Origin of the sequence: Sphingobacterium sp. UDSM-2020 (genome assembly GCF_016132525.1) — a bacterium.
Classification (GTDB): Bacteria; Bacteroidota; Bacteroidia; order Sphingobacteriales; family Sphingobacteriaceae; genus Sphingobacterium; species Sphingobacterium anhuiense.
Map to the genome: position 1 here is coordinate 4,055,771 of NZ_CP066166.1, position 23,959 is coordinate 4,079,729.

Annotated in this window: 28 protein-coding genes; 14 read left to right on the top strand and 14 right to left on the bottom strand. The window is 33.4% G+C overall.

Annotated elements, in window-relative coordinates; translation table 11 throughout:
- The first annotated feature begins 2 nt into the window (after positions 1-2).
- Together JAZ75_RS17030 and JAZ75_RS17035 are read left to right on the top strand one after the other, a co-directional pair.
- Complete coding sequence (locus JAZ75_RS17030) at positions 3-383, top strand: nuclear transport factor 2 family protein (RefSeq protein WP_208696876.1); 381 nt, start codon at positions 3-5, stop codon at positions 381-383.
- A 230-nt stretch (positions 384-613) separates the two neighbouring features.
- On the top strand, positions 614-1,516 hold the full coding sequence (locus JAZ75_RS17035) for an Rpn family recombination-promoting nuclease/putative transposase (RefSeq protein ID WP_132773317.1): 903 nt from the start codon (positions 614-616) through the stop codon (positions 1,514-1,516).
- A 280-nt stretch (positions 1,517-1,796) separates the two neighbouring features.
- Here JAZ75_RS17035 and JAZ75_RS17040 read toward each other — a convergent pair whose 3' ends face one another.
- A complete protein-coding gene (locus JAZ75_RS17040; RefSeq protein WP_132773319.1) occupies positions 1,797-2,357 on the bottom strand; it encodes a hypothetical protein in 561 nt (186 codons plus the stop codon).
- A gap of 832 nt (positions 2,358-3,189) precedes the next feature.
- Between JAZ75_RS17040 and JAZ75_RS17045 the strand changes: the two genes are divergently transcribed.
- Positions 3,190-3,639 (top strand): nuclear transport factor 2 family protein, encoded by a 450-nt coding sequence (locus JAZ75_RS17045; RefSeq protein WP_021190167.1) that lies wholly within the window; start codon positions 3,190-3,192, stop codon positions 3,637-3,639.
- 92 nt (positions 3,640-3,731) lie between these two features.
- Here the strand turns inward: JAZ75_RS17045 and JAZ75_RS17050 are convergent, their stop codons facing one another.
- The 4 genes from JAZ75_RS17050 to JAZ75_RS26225 form a co-directional block, all read right to left on the bottom strand.
- On the bottom strand, positions 3,732-4,700 hold the full coding sequence (locus JAZ75_RS17050) for a hypothetical protein (RefSeq protein WP_206368194.1): 969 nt from the start codon (positions 4,698-4,700) through the stop codon (positions 3,732-3,734).
- A gap of 306 nt (positions 4,701-5,006) precedes the next feature.
- The gene (locus JAZ75_RS17055; protein WP_168126116.1) at positions 5,007-5,657 is read right to left on the bottom strand and encodes a DUF2310 family Zn-ribbon-containing protein; all 651 of its coding nucleotides are present in this window, start codon (positions 5,655-5,657) and stop codon (positions 5,007-5,009) included.
- A 238-nt stretch (positions 5,658-5,895) separates the two neighbouring features.
- Positions 5,896-6,474: a hypothetical protein gene (locus tag JAZ75_RS17060; protein ID WP_021190178.1), complete on the bottom strand. Its 579-nt coding sequence runs from the start codon at positions 6,472-6,474 to the stop codon at positions 5,896-5,898.
- Between the two features lie 12 nt (positions 6,475-6,486).
- Positions 6,487-6,564, bottom strand: coding sequence for a DUF1963 domain-containing protein (locus JAZ75_RS26225; protein WP_132773383.1), 78 nt, complete (start codon positions 6,562-6,564; stop codon positions 6,487-6,489).
- A gap of 196 nt (positions 6,565-6,760) precedes the next feature.
- Between JAZ75_RS26225 and JAZ75_RS17070 the strand changes: the two genes are divergently transcribed.
- The 7 genes from JAZ75_RS17070 to JAZ75_RS17100 all read left to right on the top strand — a co-directional run bounded on the left by JAZ75_RS17070 (position 6,761) and on the right by JAZ75_RS17100 (position 12,571).
- The gene (locus tag JAZ75_RS17070; protein ID WP_168126117.1) at positions 6,761-7,210 is read left to right on the top strand and encodes a nuclear transport factor 2 family protein; all 450 of its coding nucleotides are present in this window, start codon (positions 6,761-6,763) and stop codon (positions 7,208-7,210) included.
- 216 nt (positions 7,211-7,426) lie between these two features.
- On the top strand, positions 7,427-8,377 hold the full coding sequence (locus JAZ75_RS17075; protein ID WP_168126118.1) for a hypothetical protein: 951 nt from the start codon (positions 7,427-7,429) through the stop codon (positions 8,375-8,377).
- Positions 8,378-8,521: 144 nt separating this feature from the next.
- Positions 8,522-8,728 (top strand): heavy metal-binding domain-containing protein, encoded by a 207-nt coding sequence (locus JAZ75_RS17080; RefSeq protein WP_208696877.1) that lies wholly within the window; start codon positions 8,522-8,524, stop codon positions 8,726-8,728.
- 102 nt (positions 8,729-8,830) lie between these two features.
- On the top strand, positions 8,831-9,463 hold the full coding sequence (locus tag JAZ75_RS17085; RefSeq protein ID WP_132773328.1) for a hypothetical protein: 633 nt from the start codon (positions 8,831-8,833) through the stop codon (positions 9,461-9,463).
- A 74-nt stretch (positions 9,464-9,537) separates the two neighbouring features.
- On the top strand, positions 9,538-10,548 hold the full coding sequence (locus JAZ75_RS17090; RefSeq protein WP_208696879.1) for a YhcG family protein: 1,011 nt from the start codon (positions 9,538-9,540) through the stop codon (positions 10,546-10,548).
- A 233-nt stretch (positions 10,549-10,781) separates the two neighbouring features.
- Positions 10,782-11,828 (top strand): hypothetical protein, encoded by a 1,047-nt coding sequence (locus JAZ75_RS17095; RefSeq protein WP_208696881.1) that lies wholly within the window; start codon positions 10,782-10,784, stop codon positions 11,826-11,828.
- Between the two features lie 179 nt (positions 11,829-12,007).
- Positions 12,008-12,571, top strand: a complete 564-nt coding sequence (locus JAZ75_RS17100; RefSeq protein WP_208696883.1) for a heavy metal-binding domain-containing protein — start codon at positions 12,008-12,010, stop codon at positions 12,569-12,571.
- A gap of 20 nt (positions 12,572-12,591) precedes the next feature.
- Here JAZ75_RS17100 and JAZ75_RS17105 read toward each other — a convergent pair whose 3' ends face one another.
- From JAZ75_RS17105 to JAZ75_RS17130, 6 genes are all read right to left on the bottom strand, one after another.
- Positions 12,592-14,649, bottom strand: a complete 2,058-nt coding sequence (locus JAZ75_RS17105) for a TlpA family protein disulfide reductase (RefSeq protein ID WP_208696902.1) — start codon at positions 14,647-14,649, stop codon at positions 12,592-12,594.
- Between the two features lie 489 nt (positions 14,650-15,138).
- Positions 15,139-15,612 (bottom strand): hypothetical protein, encoded by a 474-nt coding sequence (locus JAZ75_RS17110; protein ID WP_208696910.1) that lies wholly within the window; start codon positions 15,610-15,612, stop codon positions 15,139-15,141.
- Between the two features lie 10 nt (positions 15,613-15,622).
- On the bottom strand, positions 15,623-16,150 hold the full coding sequence (locus JAZ75_RS17115; RefSeq protein WP_208696916.1) for a hypothetical protein: 528 nt from the start codon (positions 16,148-16,150) through the stop codon (positions 15,623-15,625).
- Between the two features lie 118 nt (positions 16,151-16,268).
- Positions 16,269-16,805 carry a hypothetical protein gene (locus tag JAZ75_RS17120; protein WP_208696918.1) on the bottom strand — a complete coding sequence of 179 codons (537 nt, stop codon included), beginning with the start codon at positions 16,803-16,805 and terminating at the stop codon, positions 16,269-16,271.
- A 253-nt stretch (positions 16,806-17,058) separates the two neighbouring features.
- Complete coding sequence (locus tag JAZ75_RS17125) at positions 17,059-17,871, bottom strand: HEAT repeat domain-containing protein (protein WP_208696920.1); 813 nt, start codon at positions 17,869-17,871, stop codon at positions 17,059-17,061.
- Positions 17,872-17,938: 67 nt separating this feature from the next.
- On the bottom strand, positions 17,939-18,298 hold the full coding sequence (locus JAZ75_RS17130; RefSeq protein WP_208696922.1) for a hypothetical protein: 360 nt from the start codon (positions 18,296-18,298) through the stop codon (positions 17,939-17,941).
- 69 nt (positions 18,299-18,367) lie between these two features.
- Between JAZ75_RS17130 and JAZ75_RS17135 the strand changes: the two genes are divergently transcribed.
- Together JAZ75_RS17135 and JAZ75_RS17140 are read left to right on the top strand one after the other, a co-directional pair.
- Complete coding sequence (locus JAZ75_RS17135; RefSeq protein ID WP_208696923.1) at positions 18,368-18,625, top strand: hypothetical protein; 258 nt, start codon at positions 18,368-18,370, stop codon at positions 18,623-18,625.
- Between the two features lie 127 nt (positions 18,626-18,752).
- Complete coding sequence (locus tag JAZ75_RS17140) at positions 18,753-19,265, top strand: GNAT family N-acetyltransferase (RefSeq protein WP_208696925.1); 513 nt, start codon at positions 18,753-18,755, stop codon at positions 19,263-19,265.
- A 298-nt stretch (positions 19,266-19,563) separates the two neighbouring features.
- Here JAZ75_RS17140 and JAZ75_RS17145 read toward each other — a convergent pair whose 3' ends face one another.
- Together JAZ75_RS17145 and JAZ75_RS17150 are read right to left on the bottom strand one after the other, a co-directional pair.
- Positions 19,564-19,896, bottom strand: coding sequence for a hypothetical protein (locus JAZ75_RS17145; RefSeq protein ID WP_232789242.1), 333 nt, complete (start codon positions 19,894-19,896; stop codon positions 19,564-19,566).
- A 26-nt stretch (positions 19,897-19,922) separates the two neighbouring features.
- Positions 19,923-20,504 (bottom strand): hypothetical protein, encoded by a 582-nt coding sequence (locus tag JAZ75_RS17150; RefSeq protein ID WP_208696927.1) that lies wholly within the window; start codon positions 20,502-20,504, stop codon positions 19,923-19,925.
- Positions 20,505-21,005: 501 nt separating this feature from the next.
- Between JAZ75_RS17150 and JAZ75_RS17155 the strand changes: the two genes are divergently transcribed.
- Both JAZ75_RS17155 and JAZ75_RS17160 read left to right on the top strand, forming a co-directional pair.
- Positions 21,006-21,455, top strand: coding sequence for a nuclear transport factor 2 family protein (locus tag JAZ75_RS17155; RefSeq protein ID WP_208696929.1), 450 nt, complete (start codon positions 21,006-21,008; stop codon positions 21,453-21,455).
- A gap of 217 nt (positions 21,456-21,672) precedes the next feature.
- The gene (locus JAZ75_RS17160; RefSeq protein ID WP_208696931.1) at positions 21,673-22,611 is read left to right on the top strand and encodes a hypothetical protein; all 939 of its coding nucleotides are present in this window, start codon (positions 21,673-21,675) and stop codon (positions 22,609-22,611) included.
- A 195-nt stretch (positions 22,612-22,806) separates the two neighbouring features.
- Here JAZ75_RS17160 and JAZ75_RS17165 read toward each other — a convergent pair whose 3' ends face one another.
- A complete protein-coding gene (locus JAZ75_RS17165) occupies positions 22,807-23,937 on the bottom strand; it encodes a TlpA family protein disulfide reductase (RefSeq protein WP_232789243.1) in 1,131 nt (376 codons plus the stop codon).
- Positions 23,938-23,959 lie beyond the last annotated feature (22 nt).

Here is a 23,959-nt window from a genome sequence, read left to right on the forward strand (position 1 = left end):
CTATGGCAGCAGGCAAAGCAGAGGTATCAAACCCTAAAAAAGCAGTGGTCAATTTATCTACAGCAGATCTGGCCATTGATCATTACGTTGCGGTTATGACAGAAGAACAATCGGCAGGAGTAGAGCAATTGTTTACAGCAGACTTCAGTCAAAAAGTTCAGGCATCAGAAGATAAAACCAATAGCCGTTCAGAAGTTATTTCCTTCTTAAAAAAGCAAAAAGGTGAGCAGTTAAACTGTAAAACAAGTACCAACATCGTACAGGAGTCAGCAGACTATATGATAGCCAAAGTAACTATGCAATTTGAAGGTTTTACCAAAACCGATCTTGTGACTTTAGTCAATGACGGCGGTAACTGGAAAATATCCCAATCGATCAACTAGTATAAGTAATTAACTGTTTAATCACATATGTTTAGTTAAAGCCATGTCATAAGATGTGGCTTTTTTTGTGTCCGGAAAGCAAGACTAGGTTAACAAATTGATGCTTTTGTTGCCAGCTAGCCGACAACAAACGACTACTATCGACAACAAACGTTTAATAACCGGCTAATAATTTTAGTTTTTCTGATGTTTGCTTAGCAACATTAATTATTTAAGTAAAGCATATTATTATGAAAAAGACAAAAAGTAACATGGGCAAGTATGTTGGTTTTAGTGGAGACTGGAGCTTTAAATTTTATTTTGGAAGAGAAGAAAATAAGCCTATTTTAATTGGATTTTTAAATGGACTCTTTGAGGGAGAGAAAGTTATTCAAGATCTTCATTATCGGCCAGTGGAGCAGGGGGGCGATGTTGAAAATGATCGGAAGGTCATTTTCGATCTCTATTGTACCGGTATTGATGGTGAGCATTTCATTATAGAGATGCAACAGCTTTATCAAGATTTTTTTAAAGACCGGACCGTTTTTTATACATCCAGGCTTATCAATAAACTTATACCCAAGGGCTATAAGGGAAATACATACGAACTTCCCGAAGTATATTTTATCGGTATCTTAGAGTTTGAGTTAGGAGAAACTGAACGCGGTAAGTATTTTTACGATGTTGCCCTTTGCGATAAGCAGAGTAATCTTGTTTTTTATGAAAAGCTTGGTTACAAGCTCTTAGTATTACCAAATTTTAATAAGAATGAGGCTGATATAAAGACAGATATGGATATGTGGCTATATCTATTGAAAAACATGAGCAAACTTGATAAAATACCGGATTTTTTGGATAAGCGGGTATTTGGTCTTATCTTTGACATAGGCGAAGTCGCAAAATTAACACCGGAGGATAAGATGGCATACGAAGCAAGTTTAAAACATAAGCGCGATGCAGAGAATACCTATTCTACTGCTCAGCGTATTGGACATGATCGAGGTTTAAAAGAAGGTTTAAAAGAAGGTATTGCCCAAGGCGAACACAAAAAAGCCATTGAGACAGCTTTGAATTTGAAAGAGATGGGTTTGTCTACTCAACAGATTGCCAAAGCTACAGGCCTTACCATCGACGAGATTGAAAAGCTGAAATAAATCAAATAGATCTTATAAAATAAACAAATAAAGCCATTCTGTCAAGAATGGCTTTATTTGTTTTATATCCTCCTTACGGCTTTACGTATTTTTTTAATCAAACCGATCACCACAAAAATCTCTTTTCAGCACCAGCTGTTATTGGAGTCAATGCTTTGAGTGCGATCCGGAGCGAGCTTCGTCTTGTTTGCTTCGCAGATCTCTTCGGGATTTTTCGGTGGGCGCTCACGCAATTATGAAAACAAATTCCAGTAGCTATATTGACTACTTTAAGTCACCCTTATTCTAGATAATTCTCCTTTTCCATTTCTTGTATCTCTTTTTCGATTTCATCATCGACAATGCTAGAAAGATTAGTTTTAACTTCTTTAATAGATTTGTATCTCCTTACGTCTTTATAAAATCGTGATATATAAATATCTTTTTCCCACTGTAGAAGATTAAAACTGAATGTAAAATAGTCTGAAGGTGATTTTATTACACAAGTCACCACGTAGTTGTCGCTACCTTTTTTATCAAAATATGTTTCGTGATAGGAAGAGTTCGTATCAATGTTCAGTTTATTGGCTTTAACTTTTAGTTCATTCCAAGCAACGGGTAATTCCAATTCCGAACCTTGTAGCATTCCTAAGACAAATTCAGCAGGACTATCTTTAAAACTAGAAAAATCTTCTTTTGGAAACAGACTTTTAAGTTTAAGCGCATACTTGAAATCTTCGATTTTTCCTCTTTGTATTAAAAATTCGGTGGTTCTTTTTCCAATATCTTCAATTTTGGTATTGATTTGTGATCGCAAAATGTTGTGCGTAAAAAGGGAGATGATAAGTAAAATTAATTTCATAAATATATTATAGTATTAAGAGTATTTTTCAATGGATAAGTACTCCCCATTGTTAGTACAATCATCATCAGTGGAACCATTAACAGTTAATATAGGAAAATCGTATATATAAGTCCCAGTGATTCAATTTTGAAAATAATCATTATCAAGTGCGATTGAAATCCCAATAAAGAATACTACTAAAAAAAAGTATAATTTGTTTAATTTCTTTTTTCTTAGTATTGCGTATAATCAAGTTTTAAAAATTTGTGATTTAAACACCATTTAAATGCCATATGTAGCTATTGTCTTTTGATAATCTTAACTTTAAACATTATAAGCATATAGGTTAACCGCATTAAGATACATATAAAAACCAAATATCTATCATGTAAAATAGTTGCGAATGCTTGAAAATCCATATACATCAAAAGGGCCTAATTCTCATTAGACCCTTTATCTTGGCGTTTAACTGCACAGTAATTTTTATGTTTCTTATCGTTTCCTCTTTTTTGTTTCGTCATCCAGATTGTTTTAAAGCAATTGGATTTATTTACTGTACTACGTCATTTATCGTTATCCACTTTCCTGCTGAAAGTATGTTTGTTATCGCTTTGTATAATAAGAACACCTGTCAAATAGAATAGTTCAAAAAAGTTTAAAATAATTTCACGTATCTATTTCCTTCATTCACCGAGTTTTTAGTTGGTTTAGTCTAATTGCCATAGGGTTGGGACGATTAACACCCTACTTTTGAATCAACAAACAAATAGAACTGCAAAGCAGGCATCAGGGTTTGAGTTGGTGGATGTGGGGCTGATGCAACTTAATAACAATATAACATAAAGACATTATGAAAACTTTAGCAAAAACATTCGCAGCAGCAGCCTTGATCGCAGTATCAACATTCACTATGGCAGCAGGCAAACCAGAGGTATCAAACCCTAAAAAAGCAGTAGTTAACGTATCCACAGCAGATTTGGCCATTGACCATTACGTTGCGGTTATGACAGAAGGACAATCGGCAGGAGTAGAGCAATTGTTTACAGCAGACTTCAGTCAAAAAGTTCAGGCATCAGAAGATAAAACCAATAGCCGTTCGGAAGTTATCTCCTTCTTGAAAAAACAAAAAGGAGAGCAATTAAACTGTAAAACCAGAACTACCATCGTACAGGAGTCAGCAGACTATATGATCGCCAAAGTAACGATGCAGTTTGAAGGTTTTACCAAAACAGATCTTGTGACTTTAGTCAATGACGGCGGTAATTGGAAAGTATCTCAATCGATCAATTCTTATAAGTAATCAAGTTTAATCCATATATTAACTAGAAGCCACCTCGTGAGATGTGGCTTTTTAGAGTATCTGTTTTTGATATAAAGAGTGATTTCAATAAGTTATAATTTAATTTTAAATATAGGAGTTTGTACTTTTTTTAGTGGCCAATCCTTTTTTCTTGTAACCAATTCCTCCTTAAGCCCGTCAGAGGAGTAAGATGGTCTTGACTGCCTAACATATATCGGGACATTATAATTTGGGATCACATCCAATTCAGCATAACATTTTTTTGCCATGTCAACTATTGCTGTCCTGTTTTCCTCTGTACCTGCGATCTGACTAGCAATATAAGACTCAGGGCCATACAGTTGTTCATATATTTTTGAAGCTTCAAATATCGTGAATTTTGCACGCATCATAATCTGAACTAATACTGAGTATAAGCTATTATCTTGAGGAGATAATTCTATTTGTTGCAATATTTTGGGGATCTCCTCCCACATGATCAATTCTACCAATAGATCTTTTGTGTTATCACCAATAAATTTTAAATCGGACCACATTTGATCCACGTAACCAATGATTTCTTTTCTATTCTTATGTAAAAATTGTAATTGTCTATCGCTCCAATACTCTAAAGGTAAATCTGATCGATAAAAAGCACCGTATATTCCTGTTGATTTAAATCGACCAAGACTTCCACAATTTTGCATATAGTATTCTTGTGTCATCATACAGTAGTTAAATCTATCGCGATTGTTTAGCGAATTAAATGTTTTGGCTGAAAGATGGTGGCTCAATGCATAATAGCGATCCTTACTTAAGGTCTCATTTCCTGAGACCAATTCATCAATGTAATATTCTCGCAACAGAGTACTTACAATTGATTTTCTATCAATAATCGGTATATTTTTATATTTATACTGGTCCAACCTGTATACATAAGCCGGCAAATTATTTGTTACAAATTTCGTGGTATCCTTAAGTTTATATTGAGAAAAACAGAGTAAAGGACAACCCCAAAAAAGTAATATTGAAATGTATTTTAATAAGTTTTTAAGAAAAGGCGTATAATTGGTCAATATCATATGTAGCAAAGCTATTATAAGTCTATAATATTATATTTCATTTATTAAGATAATGAAATTAATGTCCTCATCCTATTTTTTAATACAATAATTTAGAAATCAATAATAAAGAGATTATTCATAATTGAGATTATAAATTGTATTGACGTGTTATAAAAACGCATGAAATTTAACGTATTTTATTGACGTGTTACAAAAACGTTAAAAAAGTAACATCAAAATGATTAGTTGTCCGGTCTGATTGATACATTTTAGCTGTCAATGAACTAGTATTATACAGTTTATGAAGAGCATGTCCTGGATTATTTATGTATTTGTAGATATTGTTGATATGATTCTACAATTATCACATTTGAAATCATAAAGATTATGTAATTGTGTTTTTAAGGTCCATTTTTTCTTACAATTTGGGCAGAGTCTATTTTTATCATCTCCACTATTTTTCTTGTAATTGTATAAATAATAAAATGTTGGAATTGTCGTTTGTTCTTCAATTTGTTTACATATATCCAAACCTTGCTTTGATAATGGTGATTTTGTTTCTTGCATCTGATTTAAAGACCAACGTTCTCCGACCTCACAATTCATTTGTAAGCTATCACAAGCTTGATAGTTTGTTTCCCAACTTAAAATTGGCATATAACCAAAGTCGTAAAATTTTGGTAGCTTATAAATTGGGACAGATTTGTTACATGTACCACACGTTAATGGAGAGTCAATCGAAATGTAGTTTGTGATAAGAATGTAAAATTCAGATTTACAACATATACAAGGTTTCTTATACTCTGAACTTGTTTTACCTATATTCTTAATTGAAATTGTCGATCCACTAAGTTTTTCAATTTTGTCTATTTGGTCTTGGACATATTTGTTATTATACTTTTTACTAAGTGATTTTTTTTCAAGTGTATATGGAAGACTTACAATTTTATTCTTTCGCAAAGAGCCTGTTGACAATGGTGATTTCTTATTTGTTCATTTTTTTTTATAAAAATTCGTTGGCTTGAATATACGGTTAAATACAAAACTAAATAGTATTAAAATTGGTAAAGCTAACCAAGCTGTAAATACTAATTCCAGTCCATTTTGTCCGCCATGACCATGGCACAATGTGTTTCCGCTTATAAACAAAGGTGTCAAACTTGATTGAATAAAAATATAATTAAATAGTATTAGACGTTTTTACAGAATGATTCTATTCGTCTATATCCTCATATATTAATTCATTTTTCAGTTTGCTTATCGTAATTTTTCTAAAAGTAGGAGTATAATTATTTTGTCCACTGGGTTTAAAATACTCCCTAACATAAGCATCTTCTGTTTCATAATTCTGTGTAATTTTTGGACCCCAATATTGATTTAATGAATTATAAGATACAATGTGATTAGAATCTTCGTTCGAATGGAAATTTTTGGAATTTATAATTTTCGAAATAGCTTTTTGTTTATCCAAATTAGAGATGTTAAGCGTAAATGTTTCATAACTCTCACCAATTGCAAACGATGAGTTATAGTTACTGATCTTAAATTCATCTACTAATGTTATCGCTTGTTCTTCAACAAGTTTGAGCGCATCAGATTTTGTAAAAAAATAATCACTAAAAAATAGATAACATGTAAATAATAGGCAAATAAAACCATAGGTAAATAGCAGATATCTTGCAAACCTTGGGTATCCCAGTTTTTTAGGTATTATATATATCAATAATCCCACGACAATTGGTGTACCTATGAAGATGAGAAATAAAATCAAAGGAAAAAGAAAATCATCCATAAAATTAAATGATTAACAACAATCCCAGTTGAACCAAGCTTTGTCAAATCGCTTATTTATAAAATCTTCAGGGTGAATTAGTGTTTGCATATTTTAATTCGTTATTAGTTTGGTAATCCTTTCCAATTTAACAAAAGAAATGATAGGTTACAACTTCACGTATCTATTTCCTTCATTCACCGAGTTTTTAGTTGGTTTAGTCTAATTGCCATCGGGTTGGGACGATTAACACCCTACTTTTGAATCAACAAATAAGATAAAACTAACAATATAAGATAAAGACATTATGAAAACTTTAGCAAAAACATTCGCAGCAGCAGCCTTGATCGCAGTATCTACATTCACTATGGCAGCAGGCAAACCAGAGGTATCAAATCCTAAAAAAGCAGTGGTCAATTTATCTACAGCAGATCTCGCCATTGATCATTATGTTGCGGTTATGACAGAGGGACAATCGGCAGGAGTAGAGCAGTTGTTTACAGCAGATTTTAGTCAAAAAGTACAAGCCTCTGAGGTGAAGACAAACAGCCGTTCAGAAGTTATCAGCTTTTTGAAAAAGCAAAAAGGTGAGCAGCTAAACTGTAAAACTAGTACCACCATCGTACAGGAGTCTGCAGACTATATGATCGCCAAAGTAACGATGCAGTTTGAAGGTTTTACCAAAACCGATCTCGTGACTTTAGTGAATGACGGCGGTAACTGGAAAATATCTCAATCGATCAACTCGTATAAGTAGATGAAGTTTAATCCATATTTTTAGTTAAAGCCACGTCATGAGATGTGGTTTTTCTTTTTTCAGCATTGATGCTATCTCGGGAAAAGAAACGCCAATCTTTTAAGATCCCCTTTGTCGATACACCCGTACTTCTACGGTCAAGAAAATAAATAAAAATGCTAATATATTTAGTTTTTATTTGTATCTTTATTTCTATTAACCAATTGATAGACCGTTATGAGTGTAGATTCAAGACGTTTAAAGCCAGCCAAGAAGAATGATGAGCTTTTGAAAGCCATTTTTGAGGACAATTTTCCTGATTTTTTACGGTTCATGTACCCAGATGCGGATGCTACCTTTGATCTCGGGCGTGGATTGACATTTATGGACAAAGAATTGTTGGAGATCATTCCCTATCGTGAGCGTAAAAAAGGGAAGCGTGTGGCAGACCTTCTGGTCAAGGTTTATTTAAAAGATGGAAGCGAGAAGTGGATTTTAGTGAATACCGAAATCGAAGGCGGACATGATTCCGATTTCTCACATCGTATCTTTCAGTATTTTTACAGGCTATTAGATCGTTACCGTGTTCCTGTGGAGACCATTGCTGTTTTTACTGGAGGACGTTCGCAGCCATGTACTGATGAATATCATTTTGCTGTTTTTCGCACGTCGTTACGCTTTCAGTACCTGAGCTATCAAATTTTTGATCATGACGAATCAGAGCTACTCGATATGGACAATATATTTGCTTATATTGTCTTGGCATGCCAGAAAGCTTTAGATGAAGATAAGGTTCCGGAGCAGGAGCTCGCAGAGCAGCGTAGTACAATCGCAAGAAGGCTCATCGAGACCAATAAGTATAGTAAAGATCGTATAATGAGCTTTTTAGTTTTTTTAAAGAGTTTTCTTTTTATACGAGATAAAGAAATAAATAGTAACTTTGATCAATACATTTATCAAGTGACAGGAGGCACAATCGAAATGGGTGTAATAGAAACAATCAAACGACAAGAAAGAGAAAAAGGAATCCAAGCTGGAATCGAAAAGGGAATTCAGTCTGGAATTGAAAAAGGCAAACGAGAAGAATCAATTGCCATTGCTTTAGAGTTCAAGAAAATGGGCTTACCTATTGCAGATATTGCAAAAGGTACAGGCCTTACCATCGACGAGATTGAAAAACTGAAATAAATCAAATAGAATATAAAAAAACGTATAAAGCCATTCTGTCAAGAATGGCTTTATACGTTTTATACCCTTTTTACGGCTTCCCGTATTTTTTAATCAAAGCGATGCTTTATTTTCGGGCTTTTAAAACAGTATTCATCATAGACCATGATCGTTACCAGTACCAATACCATCGAGGGGAGAGAAGTCCTGCGTTATTTTGATCCTATTTCAGCAACAGCTGTTATTGGAGCCAATGCTCTGAGTGAAATAGGAGCCAGCTTTGTCTTGTTTGCTTCGCAGATCCCTTCGGGATTCTTCGGTGGTCGCTCCCGCAATTATGAAAACAAAAACAGGAGCTATATAAGAGCGTAGTAGAGTCTTTAAAGCAAAATGCACGTAGCTATAGGGCAGATGCCGTTATAGGCTTCAGCGTCAATATTGATGAGCTCTCGGGCAAAGGAACCCCAATCGTTTATGATCACCGCTATCGGTACACCTGTATTGCTCAATGAAATTAAACATATACAAGCAGAAGAAGTAGGTGGAGATATCGATGGATCTGTTATTAAGAACAAAGTCAAAGCAAGCTTGATCATAGAACGCTATACCGGTATCTATGCGATGACCAATGCTACAGCCGAATTTATAGCCAAATCTCGATTGACCGAATTTGTACCCTTGTTATTTAAAGCAATGAATGAAACAGGGGAGGATCAAGAATTCAAAGACCGTCAAGCCACGCTCTTCCGTGATTTTGATTTCCTGGACAAAGATCAAGCAATAGCCATACTCTATGGACAGTTGGTGTCGGATGATTTAACCGGTGCGCAGTTTAAGATCATTAGCAAAGCTATCAGCAGTTCCAATCTTATCGATTACGATCAGGCGGCGAAACTGTTAGCAGGATCTTTATTGGCAAAAAAGGCCGCATTGAAGGTACTTACCTTAGACAAAGACTGGTATTCCGCTCAAGATATTGCCTACCTACAGACTTTGAAAGGAGAGGGCTTGGTACAGCTATATACAGAAGTAGTTACCGTTAAAGAGTCAAAGGATTCTATTACTTTTTCAACATCAAAGAATGAGCTGGATATGGAATTAGAATGAAGTGATCTGGTACTGATTGTGACAGGTATTCCTTTAATTTGTATATTTGATAAACGCTTAGAAGTTTCAATACTATGCTCGTAAACCAAACGATTATAACCGACATCAAAACCATAATTGCACAATCAAAAGATAAAGCGATTCGTGCCGTAGATCATCACCGGACATTGATGTATTGGCATATAGGTAAACGTATTTTTGAAGAAGAACAAGATGGGAAAGAACGTGCTGATTATGGTACTTACCTTATCAAATATCTTTCGGAAAAATTACAGCCCGAATTTGGAACTGGTTTTTCAATAAGACAAATCAACTTGTATCGTCAGCTTTATCGGACATTTCCAATTGTGCACGCACTGCGTGCACAATTAAGCTGGACACAGTACAAATTGCTTTTAGGTGTTGACAGTGAGGAGAAAAGAGAGTTTTATATCGCTGAAACCATAAAAAATAATTGGACGTCAAGACAGTTGGAACGCCAAGTTTACAGCAATCTATACGAACGCCTTTTATTAAGTAATGATAAAGATAGTGTATTAGCAGTTGCTAAAAATGAAAAACTCCCATCGGATGCCAAAGAAATTATTAAAGACCCAATGTTTTTAGAATTTCTAGGTTTGAAACGTGAAACCTCTTACTATGAAAGAGATTTAGAAAATGCCATCATTACCCATTTACAAGAGTTTTTGTTAGAATTAGGAAATGGATTTTCATTCGTTTCCAGGCAAAAACGAATTCATTTGGATGGCGACGAGTTTTTTGTTGATTTGGTTTTTTATAACCGATTATTGCAGTGTTTTGTCATAATCGAAATCAAAACGCACAAACTAACCCATCAAGATATAGGTCAGTTGCAGATGTATGTCAATTATTACGACCGAATAGAAAAATTATCGCACGAAAATCCAACCATTGGTATCCTGCTGTGCGCTCATAAAAACGATACCGTTGTAAAATTTACATTACCCGAAGAGCAGAGGCAAATTATCGCCAGCCAATACAAACTTTACCTACCAACGGAAAAACAACTTTTGGAAGAAGTAAAAAAAGAATTGGATAGTTTTGAGGAGAAAGAAAATATTTGAAAATAAGTAATCACTAAGATTCTTTTTTATGAGTTTTAATGGTATGTTGATATACTAAAGAAGTTCTAGCAATTGATGATATTTTTTAGAGATTTTGAATAGATGTACACAGATTTTCTATTTCGGGCTTTTAAAACAGTTTTCATCAGACACCATGATCGTTACCAATACTAACTACCGCATTGTTGAATTTGAAAATATAGATAAGATAACAATATAGAATTTTAAGGAATATGATGAAATCCACATTATTAGTAATAAAACTGGTTGTTTTATTATGTTTTTTTGGTTGTAAAAAATCGACAAATTCGGAGGAAAATGAAAGTCACGATCCTCAATATGATGTTTTTATTGCAGGAACGGAAACTAACGGTTCAAATACTTTTGTTCAATTATGGAAAAATGGTCAATATACTAATCTTACAGATGGGAAATCAGTTGCAACTGTGAGCGATATGTATATATCTGGGAAAGATGTTTATTTAGTTGGTTATATATGGCGCAACAATAAAAATTTAGTGGCAGCCTTATGGAAGAATAATGAATTAATTGAATTAACAGATGGGAAATATTCTTCTCAGGCAAATTCAGTTTGGATAGATGGCAACGATATATATATCGTGGGATACGAAGGATCACCTAACGGAGATATTGCCAAATTATGGAAAAATGGCATTGCATCAAATCTGTTGGATAAGTCAAAAGAAGGACAAGCTAATTCCATTTTTATCAAACAGAATGATATATATGTAGGAGGTACATATTATGATATAGGCAATAGAGGTGGGTTTATATGGAAAAATGGTGTTGTGACAGATTTAGGTAAAGAAAACATATATGAATCAAATTCCATAAAAAAGATATTTGTAACTGACGGTGCTGTGTATGCTGTAGGATGGCGGGCTTTTGGTCAAGTTACATATGCAACTGTTTGGAAAGATGGTGTTGTGACACTATTTGACAAGGATAGAGAATCTAGTTTTGCAAGTTCAATTTATGTTAAGGGGGATGATGTATATGTCGTAGGACAATCTAGTGCCTCTGATAACAGTAAAGCAGTTCTATGGAAAAATGGCGTAAAGACAATTTTATCTCAGGATGATATGCAGGCAAGTGCAATAGATATTAAGGTTATCAATAATGATGTTTTTATTACAGGTTTTGAAATGCCTAAAAAAGGGACAATCAGTGTTATGTTATGGAAGAATAATACACCCTTTAAGATTTCCAATAGTAACAAATATGCCGCAGGTAAAAGTATTTTTGTCTCAAAGAGATAATTTTAATTGAATAACTTGAAAAACTGAAATAAATCAAAGAGATCATATAAAATAAACGTATAAAGCCATTCTGTCAAGAATGGCTTTATACGTTTTATACCTTCCTTACGGCTTCCCGTATTTTTTAATCAAACCGATGCTTTATTTTCGGACTTTTAAAACAGTATTCATCATACACCATGATCGTTACCAGTACCAATACCATCGAGGGGAGAGAAGTCCTACGTTATTTTGATCCAATTTCAGCAACAGCTGTTATTGGAGCCAATGCTCTGAGTGAGATCGGAGCGAGCTTCGTAGATTTTTTCGGTGGGCGCTCCCGCAATTATGAAAACAAACTAGAGGAGCTATATAAGAGCGTAGTGGAGTCTTTAAAGCAAAATGCACGTAGCTATAGGGCAGATGCGGTTATAGGCTTCAGCGTCAATATTGATGAGCTCTCGGGCAAAGGAACACAAATGTTTATGATCACCGCTATCGGTACACCTGTATTGCTCAATGAAATTAAACATATACAAGCAGAAGCGGTAGGTGGAGATATCGATGGCTCTGTTATTAAGAACAAAGTCAAAGCAAGCTTGATCATAGAACGCTATACCGGTATCTATACCATGGACAATGCTACAGCCGAATTTATAGCCACATCCCGATTGACCGAATTTGTACCCCTGCTATTCAAAGCGATGAATGAAACAGGGGAGGATCAAGAATTCAAAGACCGTCAAGCCACGCTCTATGTATAGTTGATAATTGGCACTGTTGATTATTCCAATAAAAGTTTATCAATTTCTTTTGTCAATCTTTCTTTCTCACTAGGTCTAGGGGCTTTCATATTAACAAATTCACCATTCTTGTTTAATAATAGGTACGAAGGAAAAGCATTGATCCCAAGTCTTGTTTCTATACTTCGTTGCTGCTCTTCATCTAGATTGTAGTGAATGACATTTTTTCCTTCTAGATCTTTTCTTTTTATAAAATTTTTCCAAGCATCCTTTGGTGTTCTATTCGCAAAATATATAAACACCACATCTTTGCCTTCTAACGCTTTCTTTAAAGCAGGTACATATTCCATTTCAGCAACACAAGGACTGCACCATGTTCCCCAAAAATCTATGTACACGACTTTGCCTTTGTGGGGAGTTAGAATTTCTGCCAGCAGTTTATCTGCATCTTTAGAAGATTTGAGATGTTCAGTTCTTCTTAAATTGTCTTCATATTGCATCGAACTCTTCGACAATTTTAATAAACTATTATTTGATGCCTTTATTTCACCTACAACGTATGAATTGTTTATAGGTTCTGTTATTTCACTAATTGTTTGTTCATCAAGAGGAACAGGTTCAGATTTTAAAAACTTCAAAATGTTTTCAGTATGAAATATATCGCGTAGTTCTGGAGAAAGATTTGCTGAAAAATATTGCAACGGGTTTATTACGCGTAAGCACAGAGAGCTACGTTGTGCAATTAGATCTTGGTACTGCTTATCAATCAAATTATACTGATGGCGAATTGTACTGTCTTTTTTCAATAAGTCTTCAATAAGTAATTTGTTCTTTTTATTTGACTCCCGATCCGATATTAAATGTGAGTACTGCACTACCTCGGGTGTAACGTTTATTTTCTTATTTATAATTAAATAATCAATAACATCAGTATAATAAATAAGCTTATTAGATGTGGAGTCCATTTCCTTTTTATAACTGATATAATCTCTCAAGAATGTAGCATTATCCTGTAAAAGGCTTGTCGGTTTAAGTTTATCATAAAAATTATCTGTTACTGTCTGCATATACAATTCAGAAAAATGCTCTTTCTTATTGCGATCTAGAGAAAATTTCTTTTGCATTAATTTAGATGCAATTTGAAAGTCAGTATTTTTATCAATATAGTATTTTGTTCTATCGGATAGTGTCGTATAGTTATTTAGAAATAGGGAATTAATGTATTTTAAACTATCTAATTCTTTTATTTTATAGCTAAGAAAGTCATCTCCACGCAGAGCCTGTTCCTGATTGTATTTTGCTCTCGCCACGTCAGCAGTCATTGATTTATATAATTTGTCGAAAATAAAATCATCGTATCTTGCCAATTCATTTTGAACACGTACATCTGTTCCTGCAAAAAACAGTTGTTTGCTGTCTAAATCATTGAACAGGCTATACTTTTTGCCCGGCTCTAATACCGTTCTAATAAAACTTGTTGGTGTCAACAACATATAAACCTGAGTCGTATTTATCATAGGAATTTTCACTGAAAAGCGTCCCAGACTATCTACATCCGCAAAGTAATTATCATTTTCATCTTTGAGCCAATTATGAACACTAATTTTGACAGGAGCATTCGATGTGCTATTTCTAAGATAACCAGTCACAGTTGTGGTATCTACTCCCTTGAATTCCGAATCATAGAATAAGCGATGATCCACGGTCGGATCATTTTTCAAGAATTTATCTATTCGGATTAGTTTAGATTTATTTTTTTCTGTTTTTAAAAACAGTTCATCTTTTTGAACAGACCCTGTTAATACAATTTCTTTATTATTCTGTGAAATCAGATTTATTTTAATGGCATTTTTTTCCTTGCTGACACTTTTATAATCGAAAAAATCACCATTAATTATCGCAAAGTCTTCAAAAAAACCATATTCCCAACTATTAGTTTTGGGATTGTACCAATTTCCATACAGATTGGATAGGGCTTTATTTTTTTCTTCTTTATTACTGGAATCAAATTTTGAAAACCCATGAATATCTTTCTGTGTCTGCGCAGAAGATATAACAATAGCCAATAAAAGGCAAAATGTTAGTATTAATTTTTGCATGAAAATATATATATGGTTCAATTCGTAATTGAGTTTTGGTTTTATAATTGTAATCTAAAGTTATATTAATAAATTACACTTATCAAGTGGTGTTTTAAAGCAATCGATTGTTTAATTTTTAGTAATAAAATTAAAATGATCTATGTTTTTGTTGTGGAATTCTTATGTAATAGAAGAATGAGCTCTTATTTTAGCTATTTTAAATGTAGATCTTACGTGGGTAAAAATCAATTTAATTATAAATACCATCGTTACCGCTTCCCGTATATTTTAATCAAACCAATTACCACAACAATCCCATATCAGCAACAGCTGTTATTCAAGCCAATGCTTTGAGTGCAATCGGGAGCTAGCGCATGTCGGCGATATAGGCATACTGGAGTTTGGGAAAATATTAAATATGTTTATCCCGACTATCGATCTGCCTTTGGATAAACTGGATGGAAATAGGGCATCACGAGCTAACCACCATTACTTTTCATAGCTATATTATTTACGAGCTGAATTCCTTTTCAATTGAAAGATAATATAACCAATAAGCGGAAGTGTGGACGAAAGAATAATGTAAATGCATTGCGCTTGAAAATGAGTTACACTTGGAGCTTTATTCAAAATTTTATATATTAATACATCATAGAATATATAATAAGCCTCAATTGTCCCCCACAAGAACGATATATCTATGTTCTTATTAAACTGATAACCTCCCGTTATCAGAATACACGATACAAGTATTACAAGTCCAATCAATCCGGGCAAGAATATGGATAGTATCCTTTTATTATTTTGCCCCTGTACATATCCAGCATAAATAAGCCCTGCTGCTTGTATCCCAAAAATAACTAGATTAAAATTTAAATTCTCAGTAAAATAAAGTAGCCAATCCCGATCTGTGAATAACGCATAAAAAGTCATGATCATAAAACAGAGATGAACAAATAGTGGAGCGTTCATTTTTTTCATTTTACCACTGTTACTTCTTATAAAATCGCAATGTTCTTACTGCATTTAGAAGATCCTTTTCGTTTTGTACTTTTAAATCTGCTCCAGTAAGATTAAATCGCGTTTTTGAAGAACCTCTCTGCCATAGACTGTCAATGTAAACTCCTGTCAATCCATTTCCGGATATTCTAGGAAATACTATTTTAGCACGTCTATTATCAATAGTATCCCAAGATACATTTTGTTTTCTAAACCGATCGGCATCAAGATCAAAATCCAACGGTATGTCCTTTAGAATAATATCTTTCATGGAGTCGGTAGCACTTTCCTCCATCATCTGTCTCGTGATTATTTCTATGTTAGGCTCAGTCAAATTATTAGAATACATACCCAGATCAAAGTACAGTGTATCAGATTTATCTATAGCAATAGCACCTACATAACTATCTATTCCATTTTTTTTAACCTGCTGCCATTTATAAGGGACATCAAGTGTAAATAGACCAAAATCCATTTTCTTTGTTCGATGTGGATCTTCACAGCCAATAAAAAGCATCATAAGGATAATAACTTGGACTATTTTTAAAAAATTCATACTATGGATTGTCTGAATAAAATACAATATACCTATTTTTATATATTCATTTCAAATTATCATTTCTACGCTTATTAGCTTTTTATTTTTCTAGTGTTTTCCAATTTCCTTTTTTAAAATAAACATTATTAAAGATAGGGGAATGAAATACCAGGTTGAAGCTCCAAGCACTTCGATAGATTGTAGGATTACTAACTATTATGTGATGAGTAGGGAGGTCCATTATTATTTTTAGACGTTCTGAATTATAGGGTTTTACTGTTGTGATCTTTCCGCGATATGTTCTAAGTATTTTCTCTTGATTAGTTACGTAAAAATAAATCGAATCATTTTCTCTTATTTCAAATCTAAAATTATTGTATTGCCAATCGGCTTGTTTTCCTGAGAAATAATTGCGATTGACAATATATTGTCCATAGTAATCCTCTTTTTCTAACTCGGTTTTCGAAGTTAACCATTGAACAGAAATTGAAAAAATAATAAGACAAAGTAGTCCAAGACCAATAAATCCTATAATGCTAATTATGATTGTTTTTTTGTTCAATAAGAAAATTACAAGAAGAATTCCTAGAACAGGAAGAAGAATGAAAGTGAAAAACAGATTAAAACCAAATCCCATTTTAAGTATTAATTATTTGTTATTGCGCAATAATTTTGAATAGGTAAGAATAATAAATTTTTTGAGAATTGTATACTCCAATGCTCAAAAAGCAATAAATTATACCGCAACTTCCCTTATACTTCTCCTATTTTTTTTATAGTTGATATTGATACCCATTGGATCACATTAAGTATTTTTTTTATATAAGTTTTATGTGGCGAAGGTAAGAACTTTTAATAACCTCATTTTTAGTTCTTGTAGTAAAATTGAATTATTTTTTGAGATGATCGAGTGTTGATATTAACCAATCTTCAGGTATAACCTGTTCTATTTTGTTTTTAATTATTTTATCTTCTAGTAATGTAATAAATTCTTTGTCATTAAATACTTCAATTGCTTCTAAAGTGTAAGAACTGTTAAAGTCAACTGTTTCCAGTTCTTTCTTCAATACTTCTTTTATACGTGCATCTTTTCGTGTTGCTAAACCAAAAATTGCTTCATTTTGTATTTCCTTATCTGAATCCGTAACTCTTTCCCATAAAGCTTCTCTGATAGCATCATTGTCGTTGATAATTAGTGCAGCTATTGCGAAAGTAGCCCAGTCGCGCACCTCAGAATCTTTGTCCTTTGAAAGTTTTATCAGTGTATGAATTGCATTTTTATTTTCTATTCCTGAAACTGCAAAAGTTAAACTATGTCTCACTGTTGAACTTTTATTAGAATCATAATGACATATGAAGTCAATTTGGTTTTCTGTAAGTTTTTCGTTGTTATGCCCGATAGCATACAAGATTGAACTTACTACATAAATATCATTTTCCTCTTTTAGTAAATTGAAATAGATTCTTAAAGTTTGATTTTTGTGTATTCTAGGGTTTCCGAATTGTGCTAAAATATTTATCCCGATTATCTTTTCTTTTTTATCACTAGATTTTGTCAATTCTATAGCGCTGTTATAAATCTCTGAGGATTTTCGTTTACGGAGCTCCATGATATACCTCCAATAATTAGTTTTAGACTTATTATTTAAAAGTCTTCTAAAAATTTCGGATGTTGAAAAAGATGTGATTTTTGTTCGAATCATGATAGTTTAATTTTAGGTATAAAAAAACTTAAATTACAGAAAATATTCCTTCTGATGCTAACACTAATTAGAAGAATAATCCGATTGCACCAAATACCAAACCGATTGTAAAACTAGCAATAGGACTCAGGTTGTTAGTTTTCATTTTATCAAAATTCACATTTTCTACATTCGCTTTTAATTTTGATGATATTTTTAATCCTACTGTTCCATCGTAAAGACCAATTACTCCACATAGCAATAATGCCCAAAGAGAAGAAGTGACGAATGAAAGGTAAAATCCAGTCAATACATATGTAGCAAGAGAGAAGATACTAAAAAAGCTATAGTTGAAATTGAATTTACGTGAAATAATTGATCCTAAGGTGTCTATTAAAGTGATTGATAGTAGTGCCAGAGCCATAATAAAAAGTATTTGCTGTATCATAATCATAATTGTAATTGGACTACTTATCTTTATATAAAGTTAATAATTATTTAAGCAGATCCTAAAATTATGAAAAATCACGTTCAGCCCGTTTTTATTGATCCGACCACCGGTGAGGGCTTTAAACGGTTATTCGGATACAAGGTCAACCTGATCAACTTTCTTAACATCATCTTTCGTGGTAGAAAGACTATCGTTGATCTGACGTATCGGGATATCGAGCGTATCGGTGCAACCGAAGAGATCATCATCGAGATACAGACCAGCAGTCATTCTAACCTAAGAAACGCATGCTTTATTATAAGGAGTCTAAAATCAAAAGTGTAATCGAGAACTTTATTAAGATCAACTACCAGCAAAAGTTGATTATGGCATCTGCCATTTATTCAATTTTAATTCAATAAATTCGAAGTTTAATTTTCTAAGTTTTACAATGATAATAATTTGATCTTTAATGGCAGTTCAACAAATTGAGACAGAAAGAATTCTTCTAATTCCCTACGATAAAACTCTGATAAATAAGATACAAGTAGCAGATTATTCGATGTTTAATGATATGGGGATAATTCTAGCTGAAGGTTGGCCGGATGAAGATGTTTTAGATACATTGCCACGGATATTGATTAATTTAGAAAAGGTATTATCTCCAACAGGATTTGAGTCATGGATGATTATCGTAAAAGAAAGGAATGAAATTATCGGTGACATCGGATTCAAAGGTCGGCCAGATTCTCTGGGAAGGATAGATCTGGGATATGGAATTGTTGAAAGTGCTCGGAAGAAAGGCTACGCAAGGGAAGCTGCTTTAGGCTTGATAAATTGGGCATTTAAGGATGTACAAGTTATTGAAATAATAGCTAAATGTGACGTTGGAAATATTGGATCCATCAATTTATTAAGTTCTCTTAATTTTGAAAGAAAGAATACAGAAGAAAATATGATAGGCTGGAGTTTGGTCAGAAATTAAATTTTGCAGGAAGAGTCTATGTTTGTCTATTGATCAAATTGCTGAGATTACAGGCCTTACCATCGACGAGATTGAAAAGCTGAAATAAAATATATAGATCATATAAAAACAAATAAAGCCATTCTAGCAAGAATGGCTTTATCTACCCTCCTTACGGTTTCCCATATTTTCTAATCAAACCGATCAACACAACAATTCCATTGTAGCAACAGCCGTCATTGGAGCCAGTACTTTAAGTGCGATCTGGAGACAGCTAGATTGTTATGATACATGAATCCTTTAGGTTTTTCTGTAGTTATTACGATAAAAACAAGTAATTTTTTAATTCTACAAGTTTATAAATTGCAAAGTTTAATTCATCTTGTTCTGCACCGTATTCTTGTATTTCACCTTCATATTTGAATTCAGAAATATTAAACCCTTCTTCTATATCATTGTAATATACTACTAAGTTTTTAAATTTAGCTACTACCCAAAAACCATTTCCTTCATCTCCATATTCAGCTTCAGACCATTTTTTTGGTACAGTTTTTATTTTATCCCAAAAATCTAAAAGATTCTGATCCATATTATGTTCACCATTTGAGATCAAAATTTTTAGTTCTTCAAAAGTTATCGGTGTCCAGTTCATTGCTTTATTTTTAAGAATTTATATGATTATTTTACGACGATTGTATCTGGGAACAGCTTGTTTTCTGAATCTTTATTATTCCATGTAGATAAAATTAATATATTTTTATCCTGACTATAGTCTACATTTAATTCATGCGCATAGGCGTTAATATCGTAGTATTCTTTTTTTACGATCAAATATTGTAAAACGGGAAAGAAAGCGATTTTTTTAGCAATCTCAATACGTTTACCTTTGTAATCATTTAGTGCATTACCCAATGTAAATTCAGTATAAGTTAGGCTAGTTGCTATTTTTTTTGACATTTTAGCCTCATATTCACCTAGTATAAATGCAGTTCCAAGTGCACCAATGGACCCAGCTGACATGCCGAAAAAAAAGGTAAATAACATAAGAATGATGGTGGTCACTTTGATGAATTTATTTTTATGATCTTGTAATATCCAAAATAATAAACTAATTGTAAGGTAAATAGTCATTATAATAACCCAGTTTATTTCAGTAGATAATGTAGATACACCAACTCTCATTCCCACAATAGCCAATAAATCCAAGACAATTAATGACCATAATACTCTTCTTAATAATACTGGTTTTCCCTTTGTCAATTGGTAAATAATATAACTTAAAAATGTCAATATTGAATACCATATCCAATAAATTCAATCGTATTAAGTTACGTATAAAATGATATATTAACACTGTAAATCATTATGAGAATTAGGTCATTTTTATACATCAAAAGGGTCTAATTCTCATTAGACCCTTTATCTTGGCGTTTAACTGCACAGTACTTTTTATGTTTCTTATCGTTTCCTCTTTTTTGTTTCATCATCCAAATTGTTTTCAAGCAATTGGATTTATTTACTGTACTACGTCATTTATCGTTATACACTTTCATGCTGAAAGTATGTTTGTTATCGCTTTGTATTATAAGAACACCTGTCGAATAGAATAGTTCAAAAAAGTTTAAAATAATTTCACCTATCTATTTCCCTCATTCACCGAGTTTTTAGTTGGTTTAGTCTAATTGCCATAGGGTAGGGCCGATTTGCACCCTACTTTTGAATCAACAAATAAGAACTAACAAACTATAAAATAAAGACATTATGAACACCTTAGCAAAAACATTCGCAGCAGCAGCCTTAATAGCAGTATCAACATTCACTATGGCAGCAGGCAATCCAGAAGTAGCAAACCCTAAAAAAGCAGTGGTCAATTTATCTACAGCAGATTTAGCTATTGATCATTACGTTGCGGTTATGACAGAAGGTCAATCGGTAGGAGTAGAGCAGTTGTTTACAACAGACTTCAGTCAAAAAGTAAAGGCATCAGAAGATAAAACCAATAGCCGTTCGGAAGTTATTTCCTTCTTGAAAAAGCAAAAAGGTGAGCAGTTGAATTGTAAAACAAGTACCACTATCGTACAGGAGTCAGCAGACTATATGATCGCCAAAGTAACCATACAGTTTGAAGGTTTTACCAAAACCGATCTTGTGACTTTAGTCAATAACGGCGGTAACTGGAAAATATCCCAATCGATCAACTCGTATAAGTAATTTACTGTTTAATCATATGTTTAGTTAAAGCCACCTCGTGAGATGTGGCTTTTGTTTTTTCTGCATTGATGCTATCTCGGGAAAAGGAACGCCAATTGTTTAAGATCCCGTTATCGATACACCCGTACTTCTAAGGTTAAGAAAATAAAGAAACAAATGCTAATATATTTAGTTTTTATTTGTATCTTTATTTCTGTTAACCAATTGATAGACAGTTATGAGTGTAGATTCAAGACGTTTAAAGCCGCCTAAGAAGAATGATGAGCTTTTGAAAGCCATTTTTGAGGATAATTTTCCTGATTTTTTGCGGTTTATGTATCCAGATGCCGATGCTACCTTTGATCTCGGGCGTGGATTGACATTTATGGATAAAGAATTGTTGGAGATCATTCCCTATCGTGAGCGTAAAAAAGGGAAGCGTGTGGCAGACCTTCTGGTCAAGGTTTATTTAAAAGACGGAAGCGAGAAGTGGATTTTAGTGAATACCGAAATCGAAGGCGGACATGATTCCGATTTCTCACATCGTATCTTTCAGTATTTTTACAGGCTATTAGATCGTTACCGTGTTCCTGTGGAGACCATTGCTGTTTTTACTGGAGGGCGTTCACAGCCATGTACTGATGAATACCATTTTGCTGTTTTTCGCACGTCATTACGCTTTCAGTATTTGAGCTATCAAATTTTTGATCATGACGAATCGGAGCTACTCGGTATGGACAATATATTTGCGTATATTGTTTTGGCATGCCAGAAAGCTTTAGATGAAGATAAGATCCCAGAGCAGGAGCTCGCCGAGCAGCGTAGTACAATCGCTCGAAGGCTCATCGAGACCAATAAGTATAGTAAAGATCGTATAATGAGCTTTTTAGTTTTTTTAAAGAGTTTTCTTTTTATACGAGATAAAGAAATAAATAGTAACTTTGATCAATACATTTATCAAGTGACAGGAGGCACAATCCAAATGGGTGTAATAGAAACAATCAAACGACAAGAAAGAGAAAAAGGAATTCAGTCTGGAATAGAAAAAGGAATTGAAAGAGGCAAACGAGAAGAATCAATTGCCATTGCTTTAGAGTTCAAGAAAATGGGCTTACCTATTGCAGATATTGCAAAAGGTACAGGCCTTACCATCGAAGAGATTGAAAAACTGAAATAAATTAAATAGATCATAAAAATAACATATAAAGCCATTCTGCCAAGAATGGCTTTATGCGTTTAATACCATCCTTACGGCTTCCCGTATTTTTTAATCAAAGCAATCCTTTATTTTCGGGCTTTTAAAAACAGTATTCATCATAAACCATGATTGTTACTAGAACTGTCCAAGACGAGATTGTTGAGTTATTGTTATTTACTTCGTTAAAAGTTTTTCTAAGGTTGCTATCAATTGCTCTCCTTTCAGTCCTTTTGCAACAATGACACCATTTGGATCTAGTAAGTAGTTTTCTGGAATAGCAGTAATTAAAAATCTCTTAGCAACTTCATTATTAAATCCTTTTAGATCAGAAAGCTGAGTCCAGGTTAAACCATCATCCTGAATTGCTTTTAACCAAGATTTTTTCTCCTTATCAAGCGACACTCCCACAATTTCGAAACCTTTTGACTTAAATGTCTCATACGCTTTAATCAAATATGGGTTTTCTGCTCGACAGGGCCCACACCAAGATGCCCAGAAGTCGACGAAGACGTACTTGCCACGAAAACTAGACAATTTTATGAAGTTCGATGCGGTATCCGCCTGCTCAAATTCTGGTAGTACCTGACCGATCTGACTCATTTCGTTACCGGAGATCTTAGAATAGATTTCTTTCCCTAAATAGGTCGAAGTAAGTGATTCAGGATAACTCGAGATCCATTTCTTTACTTGTTGAATTTCAAAAATTTTAGTTGTTAATTTTTTATTAATCAAATATAATCCATAATAGTTTTTAGGTTCACTTACAATAAAAGTATTTGTAATGCTATCATAAACCGCTAATGATTCATCATTGTTTAATTCAGATCCCTTTTGTTTCTCACGAAGATCTATGGCTTTGGACCATTTCTTTTTATAAATTTTATCAAGACTATCTAAGACCGAATTTCTAAGTTCATAGCGGTCCGATCTTGAAGCCAGTCCATGTAAACCTTTTATTAACCATCCGCTGTTATCTTTTAATAATATCGTTTTGCCTGGCTCTACCCAAAAAGAATAGACAATAAAATCTCCTATGATTCTATCGTTATAAATATTGGGCACGCTTAAGGAAAAAATTGTTTGTTCAGGAATTGTAGCCTGATATATAAAACTGCTATTTTTATCCAGTGTTATTGTATCCTGCATTATTTTATTGCCATTTGCATATCTTATAAAGTACGTTGCATTAGGTACGGTATCGATGACAGCTTTTAATACAAACGGATCTTTTGACTGCGCAGACAAATTTGTAATACCTGAAAAGATAAACGTTAAGAGGAGAGAAATTCGAATAGCTTTTATCATTTATTTGTGGTTTAAAATTAGG